At 35.2% G+C, this 15,699-nt stretch carries 9 protein-coding genes; 4 read left to right on the forward strand and 5 right to left on the reverse strand.

Annotation, left to right across the window (positions count from 1 at the left end; translation table 11 throughout):
* The 5 genes from M0D21_RS20950 to M0D21_RS20970 all read right to left on the reverse strand — a co-directional run bounded on the left by M0D21_RS20950 (position 1) and on the right by M0D21_RS20970 (position 9,637).
* A complete protein-coding gene (locus M0D21_RS20950) occupies positions 1-2,205 on the reverse strand; it encodes a peptidase domain-containing ABC transporter (RefSeq protein ID WP_248333150.1) in 2,205 nt (734 codons plus the stop codon).
* A 204-nt stretch (positions 2,206-2,409) separates the two neighbouring features.
* Complete coding sequence (locus M0D21_RS20955; protein ID WP_248333151.1) at positions 2,410-3,858, reverse strand: alpha-amylase; 1,449 nt, start codon at positions 3,856-3,858, stop codon at positions 2,410-2,412.
* Between the two features lie 25 nt (positions 3,859-3,883).
* Positions 3,884-5,005 carry a SusE domain-containing protein gene (locus M0D21_RS20960; RefSeq protein WP_248333153.1) on the reverse strand — a complete coding sequence of 374 codons (1,122 nt, stop codon included), beginning with the start codon at positions 5,003-5,005 and terminating at the stop codon, positions 3,884-3,886.
* 31 nt (positions 5,006-5,036) lie between these two features.
* A complete protein-coding gene (locus tag M0D21_RS20965) occupies positions 5,037-6,701 on the reverse strand; it encodes a RagB/SusD family nutrient uptake outer membrane protein (protein ID WP_248333155.1) in 1,665 nt (554 codons plus the stop codon).
* 11 nt (positions 6,702-6,712) lie between these two features.
* Positions 6,713-9,637: a SusC/RagA family TonB-linked outer membrane protein gene (locus M0D21_RS20970; protein WP_248333156.1), complete on the reverse strand. Its 2,925-nt coding sequence runs from the start codon at positions 9,635-9,637 to the stop codon at positions 6,713-6,715.
* A gap of 329 nt (positions 9,638-9,966) precedes the next feature.
* Between M0D21_RS20970 and M0D21_RS20975 the strand changes: the two genes are divergently transcribed.
* From M0D21_RS20975 to M0D21_RS20990, 4 genes are all read left to right on the forward strand, one after another.
* A complete protein-coding gene (locus tag M0D21_RS20975; protein WP_248333158.1) occupies positions 9,967-10,998 on the forward strand; it encodes a LacI family DNA-binding transcriptional regulator in 1,032 nt (343 codons plus the stop codon).
* 124 nt (positions 10,999-11,122) lie between these two features.
* Positions 11,123-12,478, forward strand: a complete 1,356-nt coding sequence (locus tag M0D21_RS20980) for an MFS transporter (protein WP_248333159.1) — start codon at positions 11,123-11,125, stop codon at positions 12,476-12,478.
* A 9-nt stretch (positions 12,479-12,487) separates the two neighbouring features.
* Positions 12,488-13,141 (forward strand): beta-phosphoglucomutase, encoded by a 654-nt coding sequence (pgmB, locus tag M0D21_RS20985; protein ID WP_248333161.1) that lies wholly within the window; start codon positions 12,488-12,490, stop codon positions 13,139-13,141.
* A 74-nt stretch (positions 13,142-13,215) separates the two neighbouring features.
* A complete protein-coding gene (locus tag M0D21_RS20990; protein WP_248333163.1) occupies positions 13,216-15,522 on the forward strand; it encodes a glycoside hydrolase family 65 protein in 2,307 nt (768 codons plus the stop codon).
* Positions 15,523-15,699: the final 177 nt, after the last annotated feature.

Here is a 15,699-nt window from a genome sequence, read left to right on the forward strand (position 1 = left end):
TTATTTTCCTAATTCTAGTTGGTTTTTTACTAAGTTAAAGTAGTTTGCTTTGTTTTTTATCAGTTCTTCGTGATTTCCTACTTCTACAATTCTACCCTTATCCAGCACTACAATTTGATCTGCATTTTTCACAGTACTAAGTCTATGGGCAATAACCATTACTGTTTTGTTTTTGAAAAAAGTATCCAATTTTTCCATGATTACTTTTTCATTATTGGCATCGAGCGCTGAGGTGGCTTCATCGAAAAACAGAAATTTTGGGTTTTTATAGACCGAACGCGCTATAAATAAACGTTGTTTTTGACCTGTACTTAGACCAACTCCTTCCATTCCTATTTTAGTATTGTAAGAAAGAGGAAGTGATTCTATAAACTCCTTAATATTGGCTACATCTACAGCATGAGCCAGTTTTTTCTTATCGACATAGTCTTCACCCACTGCAATATTATTTGCAATAGTATCATTAAAAATATATCCTTCTTGCATAACTACACCAAACTGATCCCTCCAAGACTTTTGGGAAACTTGTTTTAAATCATGAGTTCCTATCAAAATTTGACCTTCATCAGGTTCATAGAATTTCAATAGTAACTTCATTAAGGTTGTTTTACCACTACCACTAACCCCAACAACAGCGGTAATTTTATTGGGAGGAATAGAAAGACTAAGATTTTCTAAAACAGGTTTGTCTGCTCCTACATATCTGAAGTTAATATCTTTAATAGTAAACCCTGAACTTTCTGGAATTTCTCTTATTTTTTCATCACCAGCTTGTTCCTCGTCCTCCTTATTATGAATTTCTCCCAAACGTTCAAGAGATATTTGAGCATCTTGTAATTCTCTTAAGAAATTAATAAGCTGAGCGATGGGAGCATTAAGTTGCCCGACGATAGCTGTAATGGCAAGCATCATACCTAATGTAATATCACCATCGATTACCAATTTTGCAGAAAACACGGTAATCAAAATATTTTTGAGTTCATTAATAAAAGAAGAGCCAACACTTTGATACTGCTCTAAGGCAAGATTTTCTATAGAAATTCTAAATAGTTTTGCCTGAACAAATTCCCAATTCCATCGTTTTCTTTTCTCTGCATTATGCAATTTAATCTCTTGCATACCGTTGACCAATTCTATAACCTTGCTCTGTTCTTCACTAATTTGCGAAAAGCGCTTGTAATCAAGTTTTTTACGCTTTTTAAAGAAAATAAGAATCCAAGCAAAGTAAATAGCACTTCCCACGGCAAAAATTCCAAAAATCGGAATGCTGTAATATATAAGAACAATACTAAAAACTATAAGGTTAACCATAGAGAATAATACATTCAATGAAGACATGGTTAAGATTTGTTCAATTCTCTTATGGTCGTTAATCCTTTGTAGTAAATCTCCTGTCATTTTTACATCGAAGTAGGAGATAGGTAAGTTCATTAATTTAATGAAAAAGTCAGAGATTAAAGAGATATTTATTCGTGTACTCAAATGCAATAAAATCCAACTCCGAAGTACCTCAATTAGGGTTCTACCAACGAAAAGGGATAACATTGCAATCAAAACCAGATAAATAAAATCAAGATCTTGATTTTCGATACCTACATCTACAATACTTTGTGTGAGAAAAGGGGTTATAAGTTGTAATAAACTACCAGCGGTTAATCCCAAAGCAAGCTGAAACAGAAATGCTTTGTATTTAAAAATGTACTTGGAAATGAACTTGAAACCAAACTTTTCATCAGTTTCATCTAAATTATCATTGTAAAAATTTGGCGTTGGTTCGAGCAAAAGGGCGACACCTTCTTCAGTATGTTCATCGGCATTGTTACCAATCCATGCTCTTATGAATTCTTCCTTGGTATATGTTATAAGTCCATGAGCAGGATCTGAAACATATATAGTCATATTTCCTTTTCGGGTTGTTTTTATTTTATAAACTACAACATAATGAACTTTATTCCAATGTACAATACAGGGCAGCGGGACTTCATCTAATTTTGCAAGGGATAATTTTACTCCCAATGATCTAAAACCAATAGTTTCGACAGCATCACTTAATCCCAAAAGAGAGCTCCCTTCTCTGGTTGTTTCACTTAAAGTTCTAAGTCTTTGTGTATTTAGAATTCGACCATAATGTTTTGCAATTATCTTTATACAAGTAGGTCCACAATCCTTAGATTCAGCTTGTTTGTAAAAGGGAAATTTTGGCATTAAGCTATTTTAAATTATGTTGATTTTTTGTGTGACTATACTTCTTTACAAAGTAAAGTAATTCTTTTTGATTATGCTATGCTAACCAAAAATGACGCAAATGAGAGAGGTAGTATTAATTTTGCTGATGTAAAAATAAAAAAAGAGTGCTTAAAAAAAAGCACTCTTTTAATTATTTGCTAATTTATTATTGTAAAAAGAAATCTATTCTTTAGTTATAGACCAAATAGCATAGCTTCCCGGAGGAGCACTTAAAGTAGCATTACCTTCACTATCTGCCGTTGGTGTAGCTCTTGAGTTGTCTGTGTAATCTACCAGTTGTTTATTGGCCCAGTTTGTTTTAACAACACGCTGTTTTGTTTGATTACTAATATTCATGTAAAGTACAAGTCCAGGGTTATCACCACTACCACTTCTTTTCATGATATATTCATCCTTATTAGCTTCAATTACTTCAACATCACCCGTAGCTAATGTGTTATAAATTTCTATTAAGGTGTTTAATTGACCTTTGAACGCTTGATAATCAAGATAGAAAACTGTAGGATAACCATCATGAGTAAGTATATAAGAGTAGGCTAGCAGTTTCTTACCATAGCTAATTCTATTATCTGGATTGGGATCCTTTTCTGTATCATGATTCGCAGCAAAGGTTACAGCATTTGCAGGATCGAGTTTTCTTAACATATTACCAGCATCTCCTAAAGCTGTAAGATCATTTGCTCTATCCAGAGTTTCGTCTAATCTATAGAAACAAGCGAAATCAAATGCAGGAGATCCAGAAGCATCGACCCAATCTTTTAAGACTTGTTGGTTTCCATCAAAGTTTTCTCCTACAGAGAATCCTCCAACTTTGTCGTTCCAGGCTTTTACCCATTTTGGAGCAAAACTTTTTACGTAATCAAAACGCCACCCGTCGAAACCAAGTGATTTATAGAATTCTGCAACAGAATCATCTCTACCCCATAACCATTCTTGTACATAAGGCACAGCATGACTCAAATCTGTTTCAGCAAAGAATAATGCTTCTTCATCAGAGTCTACAATTGCATTAGGATGAAAATGTTCAAAATTCCTATTGAATTTACCAGAAGCATTTCCGTTTTCTTCATCAAATAGACTAAATACTTCTGCATCTCTATATGGGTTATATTGTAACCCACCACCAGAATTATGACCCATAACCACATCTGCAATAACCTCAATATCGTTAGCGTGTGCTTTTTGAATTAAGTCTTCTAATTCTTGTCTTGATCCGAAACGAGTTTCTACGTTTTCAGAACCTCTTTGGCTAAATTCTCCTACATCAAAATAGTCCATCGGGTCGTATCCCATAGAAAATGATCCAGAAGCTCCTTTACTTGGCGAAGGTAACCAGATTCTATTGATACCGGCATTCGCCCATTCTTCAATTTCTGTACCTACTTGATCATACCATCCTCCAATAGGTTCTACATCCCAGTAGAAAGCTTGCATAAAAACACCAGCATCTTCCTTTTGGAATGGTGTAAGATCCATTTTTAGTGATTGACTGGTGATAATTACCTCTTGATCTGTAGAGGAATCATCATCTTCAGTACAACCTGCTAGGCCAAGAACCATTCCTCCAAGTAGGAGGAAGGCTTTTGGTGATATATATTTAATTTTTTTCATTTCAACTTTTTAAGATTAAGAATAATTATCCTTTAGGAATGAAAATGAAACGCCCGTCTAGGTCACTAAACCATATGTCATAAGTTCCTGCTGTTACAGGTATGTTAGGTGGGTTTCCATCTGTAGTAGCTTGACCGCTTATTGCAGTATCTGCACCCCAGTTTCCTGGCCAGTCATCACTGTGTCTAAACTTCATTTCTCCATCAGTTAATGTAATATCTATGATATACCATAAATGCTCATTGAAAGTAGATTGCGTCATATCTGTATCAGAATCCCATCCGTTTGGAGTAGAGTCACCAATAATTCCGATCGTAGCATAAGATGCAGATGCACTTGCATCAAAAGAATTAGCTTCAAAAGTGAAATTTTCAATATCCACAGTGATTTCATAGTAACCATCTGCAGCCACAGATAATACTCCAGGATCTCCCCCTAAAATATCACTGCTAGTAATTGATCCTCCATCATCTCCCCATTGTGGTTGCCAGAAACCTGGCGTTTCTAATAGTTTAAAGGCATTGTCACCACCTCCAAGGAACCATCCTGTAAATTTAAATAGATTTTCGTTGTTTGGATCTCTTACCAAAGCTGTATTAGGATGTTGACCTGCTTGGTCTCCGTTATTCCATCCTGGAGCGGTAGCGCTTCCTACTAAGAAAAGATCTTTTTGTGGCACTACAGTGCTGTATGGAGTCACAGTAAGAGCAATAGAATTTGAAACAATAGCAGCTCCACCGTTTGTTCCTAGAGAAGAAACTACTCTTAATTCCATAGACGCTTCATTATCTGGCTCTAATTCAAGGGTTAATGCTAATCCATTTAACTCTCCGATTGTCCATGAGTAGAAACGATCTGTAGTTACCGCAACTTCTGTTGGGCTTGCAAAATCTGTTCCTGCAGCAGCAGCTTCTATACTATAGCTAATAGGGGTATTAACATTATATCCTGCATCTTCCCATACTAAAGTGAAACCAAGGTTATCTGCAGTATCTTTAGTTAAAGTAACATTTGAGCTAGCACTTACTACGAGTGGTCCTTCAGATTGCTCATTTTGAACAACGAATGTGGGTTCTTCATCTTCTACACATGCATTAAAGCATAATAATGCTATAAATGCAAACATTAAAATTGATATCTTTTTCATGACTGTATATAAATTTAGTTTTTTCATAATATTAGAATCCTGTGTTTTGTCCTAGGTTAGGATTCGCAGACCTACTTGATGCAGGTACTGGAAATAGATCAAGGTTTTCTGAAATTGCAGATCCGTTTTGAGGCCCTCCTTTGTATGTCCAGTTATAAGTTCCTCCGCTGTATTGACCAAATCGAATAAGATCTTGTCTTCTATGACATTCCCAGTGTAATTCTCTTGCTCTTTCATCTAAGATGAAGTCTAGGGTTAAATCTGCATCAGCTATATTACCAGAGGCGTCTCCAAATGCTCTTTCACGTAAATCATTCACATATCCAAGAGCTGTTGCACGATCTCCACCACCATTATTTAAGTGCGCTTCAGCATACATTAAAAGTACATCGGCAAATCTAAATAGAGGGAAATCTGTATCTACGAATGTGGCATCTTTACCTGGTTCACCAGCAGAGGTAATATTAGAATATTTAGCTAGTAAGTATCCTCCAGAAGTATCACTAATATCAGCTATTTCAATAGGTCTATCTTCCTGAGTAACAATATTACCCATATCATCTAACTCTATATCTTGAGAAACAACTGTATTTCTAGAGTCATTGTTAAATAGAGCATCGTTCACAAATAATTCGGCAAACTGTCTTCTTACTCGATATAAGTTACCAAAACCTCCAACACCTAATGATTCTGGAGTAGGTTGAAAACCAGATCTGGCATTCATTTGTCCTTGTATTAAAATACCAGCTCCACCAAAATTCCTAACAGTTGTTCCATCGGCAATTACCGGGAAGATGATTTCATTTTGTGCACCGTTGGTATCATTATCTGCTAAGAAGTTGTACAGATAATTTGGAGTTAAGGAATACCCACTGTTTATGATTTCTTCACAAACTCGTAAGCAGTCTGCAAAACGTTGGTTTTCATCTCCAAGATATACTCCTGCATTTAGGTATAATTTTGCAAGAATCATTTTGGCAACTCCTTTATTTACTCTACCATAAGTGGCAGCGTTTCCAGTCGCTACGTCAATTAAATCTGCATCTGCAGCTAACAATTCAGCTTCAATGTAATTAAAAAGGTCCTGTCCAGCAATTTCTGGAACACGAGTAAATCCAACTGCATCCTCTTCTGTTGCAAATGGAGCTCTTCTAAATAGATCTAATAAATGATAGTTGGCTAACGCTCGTAATACTCTTGCTTCCGCTCTATAGGCTGTGATAGTATTTCTTAATTCTCCTGAAACGCCTCTTTCATCAAGCTTGGCATCTGTAGTTTGACGTAAAAATTCATTTGCCAATGAAATTTCGAAAGTTGCTCTTGCCCAGAAACCAAGAACCACCACGTTATTTGCATCCCATTGGTTTCTCTGAATTTGGCGTATACCTGGGTCATTTTCGAAAGTCCAAATAGTCTCATCTGTAGATAAATTTTGTAGGTTGAATAGACCTCTAACATATTGTCCAGTACCGGCATCGATACCCGCAATATTTGATGTTCCAGGACCATCTAATCCTACTACAGATAGATTTGCATATACTCCAGCAATAGCACGTTCATAACCATCAGGGGTGTTAAATACGTCCTCTGCTAATAAATCGTCATCATCTTCTAATTCGATATTTAAATCGTCTTCACAAGAAGAAAATATACCGATAAAAAGAAATGCGTATAAAAATATCTTATATAGTTTCATTTCCTAATGTTTTAGTATTTGTAGTTTATTCCTAATAAGTACGTACGTCCTCTTGGGAAGATCGTATTATCAACACCATTATTTTGGATCTCAGGATCAAGACCAGAATAATCTGTAATCACAAAGGCGTTCTGTACACCAGCCCATAAACGAAGGCTAGAGACACCTTTCATAAGATCTCTAAGAGTATATCCTAGGGTAATATTATCCATTCTTAAGAAAGAAGCATCTTCTACATAAAAGTCAGATTGAATAACATCTGAAGTATTTTGGAAATTGGTGTCCTGAATACTTACAGGGGCATTATTAAACACGTTTCTGAATATATTTCCGGTTTGCGCATTTGCAGAGGCAACATTATTATATATTTCATTTCCAATGCTTGCCCTTAGGTTGAAGCTAAAGTCAAAGTTCTTATAGTTTAAACTAGACTGAAGTCCCATTGTGATATCTGCCACTGCGTTTCCAGAAACATAACGATCATTATTATCAACTACCCCATCACCATTTAGGTCGGCATATGCTCCTTCAATAGGTCTTCCATTTTCATCATAGACCTGAGCAAATGTGAAGAAAGAAAATGGATCTTCACCTTGTCTTTGTATTTGGATTGTATTTCCAGTTCCTCCACTGATCCCAGTTACTAGAATGTCTTGATTAAAAGCTAACTTATCAATTTCCCTATCAATATATGTCAAGTTATAACTGAGATTCCAGTTTAAATCATTCGTTCTTATCACATCAGCATTAATAGAAAATTCAAGACCTTCAGTGGTGAATTTTCCAATATTTTGGAATCCTTGGTTAGAAAAGTTTGCCGCATCTGGCACAGGAGCTTGAGAAAGTAAATCATCAGACTCTTTTCTAAAGATATCTACAGAACCACTAATTCTGTCATTAAAGAATCCATAGTCTAAACCGATATTGTATTCTGTGATTTTCTCCCACTCAATTTCCTCATTTCTAAATTGAGGTTGTACAATATTTACAACTTGTCCATTTAGTATATACTGAGTGTTAGGACCACTACCACCGTATCGTTCAATATAATCAAATGGAGCGGAGATGTCCTGTTGTCCAGTAATACCATATCCTAAACGTAATCTTAAATTACTTAAAGTGTTAGAGTTTTTAAGAAAATTTTCATCGCTTATTTGCCAACCAAAAGAGGCTGCGGCAAAGTTACCCCATCGATTATTTTCTCCAAATCTTGATGAACCATCTCTACGAAAAGAACCTGCTAAAAAGTACTTGTCGAAAAGTTTAAAATTTGCTCTTCCGAAATAGGCAATCAAAACAACATCTCCTTGGATATCTAATTCGGGTTCATTGTTAGGGTCCCGTTGATCACTGGTTCTAAACTCTTCCTCTTCGAATTTTTGATAAGAATACCCTCCAGTAGCTTCGATATCAAGAGCTCCCAATTTTTTGTTGTATACTAGATAGGTATCAAGTAATCTGTTTTCCACAGAAAAATCAGTATCGGATTTAAAACCGTTAAATTCTCCTTGAGCTGAATTAAAGGTGTTTGCACTTTCTGTAGAACGTTCTTCAAACCTTTTTGTCTCACTTAGGTCATAACCTAAGTTTACTACAGCTCTCATATCAGGAAAGAAGTGTAATTGATAATCAAACTTTGCATTACCATAAATTCTTCTAACATTGGCAATGTCTCTTGTTTGTAATAGTTGTGCTAATGGATTTCTCTGTACATTGGCTCTTGCAAAACCTTCGTTATTAAGATATTCGAAGAATCCTCCATAAGGTGAAGTTGGATCAAGAGCTGGTTGTGTAGGATCGAACGTAATTGCAGAACCTTCAACACCCGGAGCAAATCTGTTTTTTTCAAAATTTAAGTTTGCATTTAAATCTATTTTTAAATGATTATTGAATACTCTCGGGTTTAAAGAAAGGGAAGTAGTTGTTCTTTCAAATTTCGAAGTTTTTCTTATACCTTCCTGATCAGATCTACCAATCGTTAATCGAGTGGGTAAAACTTCCAAAATAGAACCACTTAATGACAAGTTATGATTCGACGAAAAAGCGTCTCGATAAATCTCGTCTTGCCAATCGGTATTAGCATTTCCGAGATCGGCTAAACGATCTGGAAAATTTTGAGCGATAAAATCACGATATTCGTTCGCGGTAAAAACATCAACTACTTCATTGGCTGTAGTAATATTAGTTTGAGAATCTAAACTAATCTGTAATTTTTTCTTTCCCTTTTTTGTTGTTATAATAATAACTCCATTCGCACCGCGGTTACCATAAATAGCCGTAGCCGATGCATCTTTAAGAATTGAAAATGATTCGATGTCATTAGGGTTAATTGCCGAAAGTACAGATCGTGCTCCATTATTTAAGTTACCAGGATCATAAAGAGGTAAACCATCTAATACAATTAATGGATCATTCGAAGCGTTTAAAGAAGCTCCCCCTCTAATTCTAATTTCTGAGTTACCTGCAGGACCACCATTGGTATTAATGTTAACCCCCGCCACACGACCAGTGAATAAATTCTCTGCAGTAACGTTATTACCGGTATTAAAGTTCTCTGAAGTAACCAGAGAAACAGAACCCGTTAAATCCTTCTTTCTGGCAGCACCGTATCCAATTAATACTACTTGTTCAAGTTCTGCTGCATCTTCTTCCAGAACGATGTCAATAGTAGCTTGACCAGTGTATGCTACTTCCTGAGGTACAAAACCAACGTATGAATAGACTATAATATCACCGTTGTTTACATTGTCTATTGAATAGAGACCATCAAAGTCGGATGAAGTTCCATTAGTAGTCTCTTTTACAATGATATTTACACCCGGAATGGGTTGACCGCTTCCAGCATCAGTGACCGTTCCCGTGACGGTGGACTGGGCGAAAAAGCTCATTGGTATCAACCACAATAAAAACAATGCGCTTTTAGTAAATGTTTTCATAAAATTAAATTAGTTTTTGATTGTTTTAAGTCTTATATTTTCACTTTCTGCATCCAAAGTATGTAAATTTTACGTTAAATCTTCAATGGAGATGTAGTCGAAACCTTACGAAAACGTTTGCGTGTGGAAAACTTTTAAAATTTCGTTAAAATTTTAAGTTTTATTGTGTTCATATAGCATATTTTCGCCCCAAAATTTGAGAAGTGATTAAAAAAGTGCCTGTTATTTGATAATCTTCAAATGGTCTCAATGCTTTTGATACCTTTATAATTGGAAAAAAACAGGGAAGATTTGGATTGGAAAAAGTAAACGCTAACAACAAAAAACAAATGAAACAAAAAGTTACCCTGAAACAAATAGCAAAAGAACTGGATGTTTCTATTTCTACAGTCTCAAAAGCCCTAAAGGACAGTGTGGAAATTAGTCTAGATACCCGTCAAAAGGTTAAAGCTTTCGCTAAACTGTATAATTATAAACCAAACAACATTGCACTGAGTTTAAAGAATAGAAAAACAAAGACTATTGGTGTAATTATACCCGAGATTGTTCATCATTTTTTTACCACGGTAATTGGTGGTGTAGAAAAGGTTGCCAATGAAAAAGGGTATAACGTTATTATATGTTCTTCAAACAACTCTTTTGATAAAGAAGTGATTAATATGGAGATGCTTGCCAGTGGGAGTGCAGATGGTTTTATTCTATCAGTAGCCAAAGAGACCCAGCTCAAAAAAGATTATCATCATATAGAAGAAACGATGAGTCAGGGAATGCCGGTAGTTCTTTTTGATAGAATTATAGATGAATTGGTTTGTGATAAGGTAATCATAGATGATGCAAAAGGAGCGCAATCTGCAACAAATCACTTGCTATCTATAGGGTGTAAGAAGATTGCAATTTTAACCACAGTGGATTATATAAGTGTTGGGAAGCTTAGAACGAATGGATACCTTAGAGCATTAAGAGCATATGATATTCCTGAAAATGAAGAGTATATCTTAAAAATTGAAGATATCGACAACTGTGAGGCCGAAATAGAGAGTTTCTTAAAAGGAAAAGATATAGATGCTGTTTTTGCAGTGAACGAATTATTCGCTGTGACTGCAATTCGAGTTCTTCATGAACAAGGAAAAAGAGTGCCAGATGATGTAGCGATTATTGGTTTTACAGATGGTATTTTATCCAAACATTTCATTCCAAGCTTAACAACTATTAGCCAGCATGGTGAGGATATGGGGATAAGAGCAGCCAAGTTGTTAATAGATAAATTAGAAGGTGATGAATCTGTAACCGAGGAGTATAGAACTGTAATAATTGATACCAGTTTGGTTCAAAGAAAATCAACAAAAAAAACTAAAGACTAAGTATTTTTAATTAAAAAAATATAATATCTTTGGGGTCGATCAAAACTTATATTTTCACTTTCTACACATAAATAAGTTTTGATAAGTCTTGCGCTTATCAGTGTAATAATTAAATATTCACTTAATGAACAAGCGTAAATTAAGTTTCTGGGAAATCTGGAACATGAGTTTTGGTTTCCTAGGGATACAAATGGGTTTTGCCCTTCAAAATGCAAATGCCAGTAGGATTTTACAAATTTTTGGAGCCGATGTACACGAGTTGTCTTGGTTCTGGATTGTAGCTCCTTTAACAGGGTTAATCGTTCAGCCAATAATAGGCTATTACAGTGATAAAACCTGGACCAGATTAGGTCGAAGAAGACCATATTTTCTTACTGGAGCTGTGTTAGCATCTTTGGGATTATTACTTATGCCTAATGCCGACATGTTTACTGCTTTTATGCCTGCTTTGTGGGTTGGAGCTGGTATGCTCATGATTATGGACGCTTCTTTTAATGTAGCTATGGAACCTTTTAGAGCTCTAGTTGCCGATAACCTGCCTTCTGACCAAAGAACACTTGGTTTTAGTGTTCAGACGGCATTAATTGGTTTTGGTGCAGTGATAGGATCTTGGTTGCCTTATGCGTTTGTAAATTGGTTTGGTATCTCTAATGTTGCCGAACCAGGTAAAGTGCCAATGCATTTACTATTGTCTTTTATTATTGGTGCAATAGTCTTAATTGGTAGTATCCTACTAACAGTTTTTACAACCAAAGAATATACTCCTGAAGAGCTTAAAGCTTTTGAAGCCGAAGAAGGAGAAGAAGAAACTGAAGAGTCTTCTTCTTTGTTAAATATTTTCTCAGATTTCAGAAAAATGCCTCTTACCATGAAACAGCTTAGTTGGGTACAGTTCTTTTCGTGGTTTGCTTTGTTTGGAATGTGGGTGTTTTCAACACCAGCAATTGCTCATCATGTATATGGTTTGCCTATTGAGGATCATAGTAGCAAAGCATATCAAGATGCTGGTGATTGGGTAGGTTTTCTTTTTGGAGTATATAATGCTGTTTCTGCTGTATTTGCTTTTTTCTTGCCAGTAATAGCACTTAAGGTTGGACGTAAACTAACGCATTCATTATGTTTAGTAATAGGAGGCGTGAGTTTTATATCAATGTATTTTATTTCTAATGAAATGCTATTGATACTTCCTATGATAGGTATTGGATTTGCGTGGGCAAGTATTCTGGCAATGCCTTATGCAATTTTGGCGGGTTCTATTCCTGCCAGAAAGATGGGTGTCTATATGGGGATATTTAATTTCTTTATTGTATTACCACAGATAGTGAATGCACTTATTGGAGGTCCCTTGGTAAAATACTTTTATAATGGTAACGCAATGTATGCTTTGGTCATAAGTGGAGTGTCGTTTATAATAGCGGCATTGTTAGTAACAAGAGTTAAAGATGTAGATGATAATGTAATTTTAAATAAGCTAAGTTAAAAAAGAGACATGAAGAAAGCTTTTATTTTTGATCTTGATGGTGTTATTGTAGATACTGCCAAATATCATTTCCTGGCATGGCAAAATTTAGCCAATGGATTAGGGATTTCTTTTTCTGAAGAACAAAACGAACAACTAAAAGGAGTTAGCCGAATACGATCTTTAGAAAAAATATTAGAGTGGGGTAATAAAACCATTTCGGAAGAAGAATTTACCCGACTTATGACTGAGAAAAATGAAGAATACCTATCTTATATATCCAAAATGGATGTTTCAGAAGTTTTACCAGATGTACCAAGAGTGTTAGATTATTTGGTTTCTGAAAATCAGGGTATTGCCTTAGGTTCAGCTAGTAAAAACGCTCGAGCTATTTTAGAAAAGGTAGAATTAACAACCAAATTTCAAACCATTGTAGACGGTACCAATGTAACTAAAGCAAAACCAGATCCTGAGGTATTCTTAATAGGAGCCAAAGAATTAGGTGTAAAACCTGAAGATTGTATTGTATTTGAAGATTCTGTAGCAGGAGTACAAGCTGCAAACAATGCAAATATGATAAGTATAGGAATAGGAAGCAAAGATGTATTGCATGAAGCAGATTATGTTTTTGCAGATTTTACAGAAATAGATGAGACCTTTATAAACCAATTAATCAAAAAATAAATTAGCCAATTATAGAGTAATGCTACTACAATTGTAACCAAGGCATTATTCTTCAATTAAAAACAAAATTAGAGATGAATCAGGATTATATAAAACCAGACAACTGGTCGATTATAGAAGAAGGATTTGATGCAGAGAGAGTTAAATCCTCAGAAAGCCTTTTTAGTATAGGTAATGGAGCAATGGGACAACGAGCTAATTTTGAAGAGACGTATTCCGGTCCAACTTTTCAGGGGAGCTATATTGCGGGAGTTTATTATCCAGATAAAACCAGAGTCGGATGGTGGAAAAATGGATATCCTGAGTATTTTGCCAAAGTTCTTAATGCTCCCAATTGGATTGGTATAGATGTCATGGTAAATGATGAAAAGCTAGATTTGTACCGATGTAAATCGATAACCAACTTTAGAAGAGAGCTAAACATGAAAGAAGGCTGGTATCAGCGTTCTTTTAATGCGGTGTTACAAAACGATACCGAAATTTCGGTAAAAGCGACCCGTTTTCTTAGTCTAGACTTAGATGAGGTAGGAGCAATAAAGTATGAGGTTATTCCTGTTAATAAGGATGCTACCATTGTTTTTATACCATATTTAGATTCAGGAATTACCAATGAAGACTCTAACTGGGATGATAAGTTTTGGGATACCTACGATGTTTCTCATAAAGGGAACTCGGCCTATATTTTATCAAAGACCATGAAAACTGAATTTCATGTGTGTACCGGTATGCTTAATCAAGTTTTTGTAAATGATAAACAAACCAATATTTACCCTAATGTAGAAACCAATGGCACTTATGCCAGGTTAAGCTATGCGGTAGAGGTAGAGAAGGGCGAAACCGCTGCTATTATTAAGTTTGGAGGATATACAGTATCCTTAAATCATACAAATGAAGACCTAGTATCAGCTAGCACGGCTGTATTAAAACAAGCTTCAGAATCAGGATTCGATGCGATGCTAGATTTACAAAAGAAAGCATGGTCCAAAATCTGGGAAATGGCAGATATTGTAATCGAAGGAGATGTTAAAGCTCAGCAAGGTATCAGATTTAATATCTTTCAGTTAAATCAGACATATTTAGGGAAAGATGCAAGGTTAAATATCGGTCCAAAAGGATTTACAGGAGAAAAATACGGAGGAAGTACCTACTGGGATACCGAAGCTTATTGTATCCCGTTTTATATGGCTACAAAGGATCAGTTGGTAGCAAGAAATCTTTTGACCTATCGTTACCATCACTTGGATAAGGCCATTGAAAATGCAGAAAAACTTGGTTTTGTAAATGGAGCAGCATTGTATCCCATGGTTACCATGAATGGAGAAGAATGTCATAATGAATGGGAAATCACCTTTGAAGAAATACATAGAAATGGAGCAATGACCTTTGCAATCTATAATTATGTGAGATATACAGGCGATTATAGTTATGTACCAGAAAAGGGATTAGAAGTGATGATTGCCATTGCAAGATTCTGGCATCAACGAGCGACTTACTCTACAGATAAAGAGAAATATGTGATTTTAGGTGTTACTGGGCCTAATGAATACGAAAACAATATCAATAACAACTGGTATACGAATTATTTGGCCAAGTGGTGTATAGAATATTGTATCGAGAATATAGATAAAGTAAAAGCTGAATACAATACCGATTATACTAGAATTATAGAAAAGACCAAACTGAATCAAGAGGAAATCGATGCGATGTTAGAAGTGGCTGAGAAAATGTATTTCCCATATTCTGAAAAATATCAGGTATATCTTCAACAAGATGGTTTTCTAGATAAAGAACTAATCACTGTTGCCGATTTAGATAAATCTCAACGTCCTATTAATCAAAAATGGAGTTGGGATAGAATTCTAAGATCACCTTATATCAAACAAGCAGATACATTACAAGGGTTCTATATGTTTGAAGATCATTTTACCAAAGAAGAATTAAAACGTCACTTCGATTTTTATGAACCATTTACAGTGCATGAATCTTCTTTATCTCCTTGTGTACATAGCATACAAGCTGCGGTATTAGATCAAATGGATCAAGCCTATACTTTTTATCTTAGAACTTCAAGATTAGATCTCGACGATTATAATAAAGAAGTAGAAGAAGGTCTGCATATTACAAGTATGGCGGGAACATGGATGAGTATTGTAGAAGGCTTTGGAGGTCTAAGAATAAAGAATGATAAATTATCATTTACTCCTAGAATTCCAAAAGAGTGGAAAGGATATACGTTTAATGTAAATTTCAGAAACCAGATATTAAAGGTAAAAGTCTCTCAAGAAGGAACTTCTTTTACTTTAGAAGGAAACCAGGAATTAACTATTTATGTAGATAATAAAGAATTTACGATCTCTCCGAATAGTTTAATTACGGTATAAAATATGGATTAGATAAGCTTTAAACACCCCAAAAAAATTATTCTTTTTTGGGGTGTTTACTTCGCAGCATACAATAACATTATAAATAAGAATGTAATGAAACATGCTATTGTATCATTTTGAGATACCTCAAAGGATCATTTGGCGAGTTCGATGTTACCTCTAAAAATAACTTTA

The organism is Aquimarina acroporae, from assembly GCF_023195925.1.
In the GTDB taxonomy this organism is placed as follows: domain Bacteria; phylum Bacteroidota; class Bacteroidia; order Flavobacteriales; family Flavobacteriaceae; genus Aquimarina; species Aquimarina acroporae.

Bases quoted from the DNA above. Each gene is read 5' to 3' on its own strand.
- M0D21_RS20950 (WP_248333150.1), bottom strand. From the start codon at position 2,205: ATGCCAAAATTTCCCTTTTACAAACAAGCTGAATCTAAGGATTGTGGA.
- M0D21_RS20955 (WP_248333151.1), bottom strand. From the start codon at position 3,858: ATGAAAAAAATTAAATATATATCACCAAAAGCCTTCCTCCTACTTGGA.
- M0D21_RS20960 (WP_248333153.1), bottom strand. From the start codon at position 5,005: ATGAAAAAGATATCAATTTTAATGTTTGCATTTATAGCATTATTATGC.
- M0D21_RS20965 (WP_248333155.1), bottom strand. From the start codon at position 6,701: ATGAAACTATATAAGATATTTTTATACGCATTTCTTTTTATCGGTATA.
- M0D21_RS20970 (WP_248333156.1), bottom strand. From the start codon at position 9,637: ATGAAAACATTTACTAAAAGCGCATTGTTTTTATTGTGGTTGATACCA.
- M0D21_RS20975 (WP_248333158.1), top strand. From the start codon at position 9,967: ATGAAACAAAAAGTTACCCTGAAACAAATAGCAAAAGAACTGGATGTT.
- M0D21_RS20980 (WP_248333159.1), top strand. From the start codon at position 11,123: ATGAACAAGCGTAAATTAAGTTTCTGGGAAATCTGGAACATGAGTTTT.
- pgmB (WP_248333161.1), top strand. From the start codon at position 12,488: ATGAAGAAAGCTTTTATTTTTGATCTTGATGGTGTTATTGTAGATACT.
- M0D21_RS20990 (WP_248333163.1), top strand. From the start codon at position 13,216: ATGAATCAGGATTATATAAAACCAGACAACTGGTCGATTATAGAAGAA.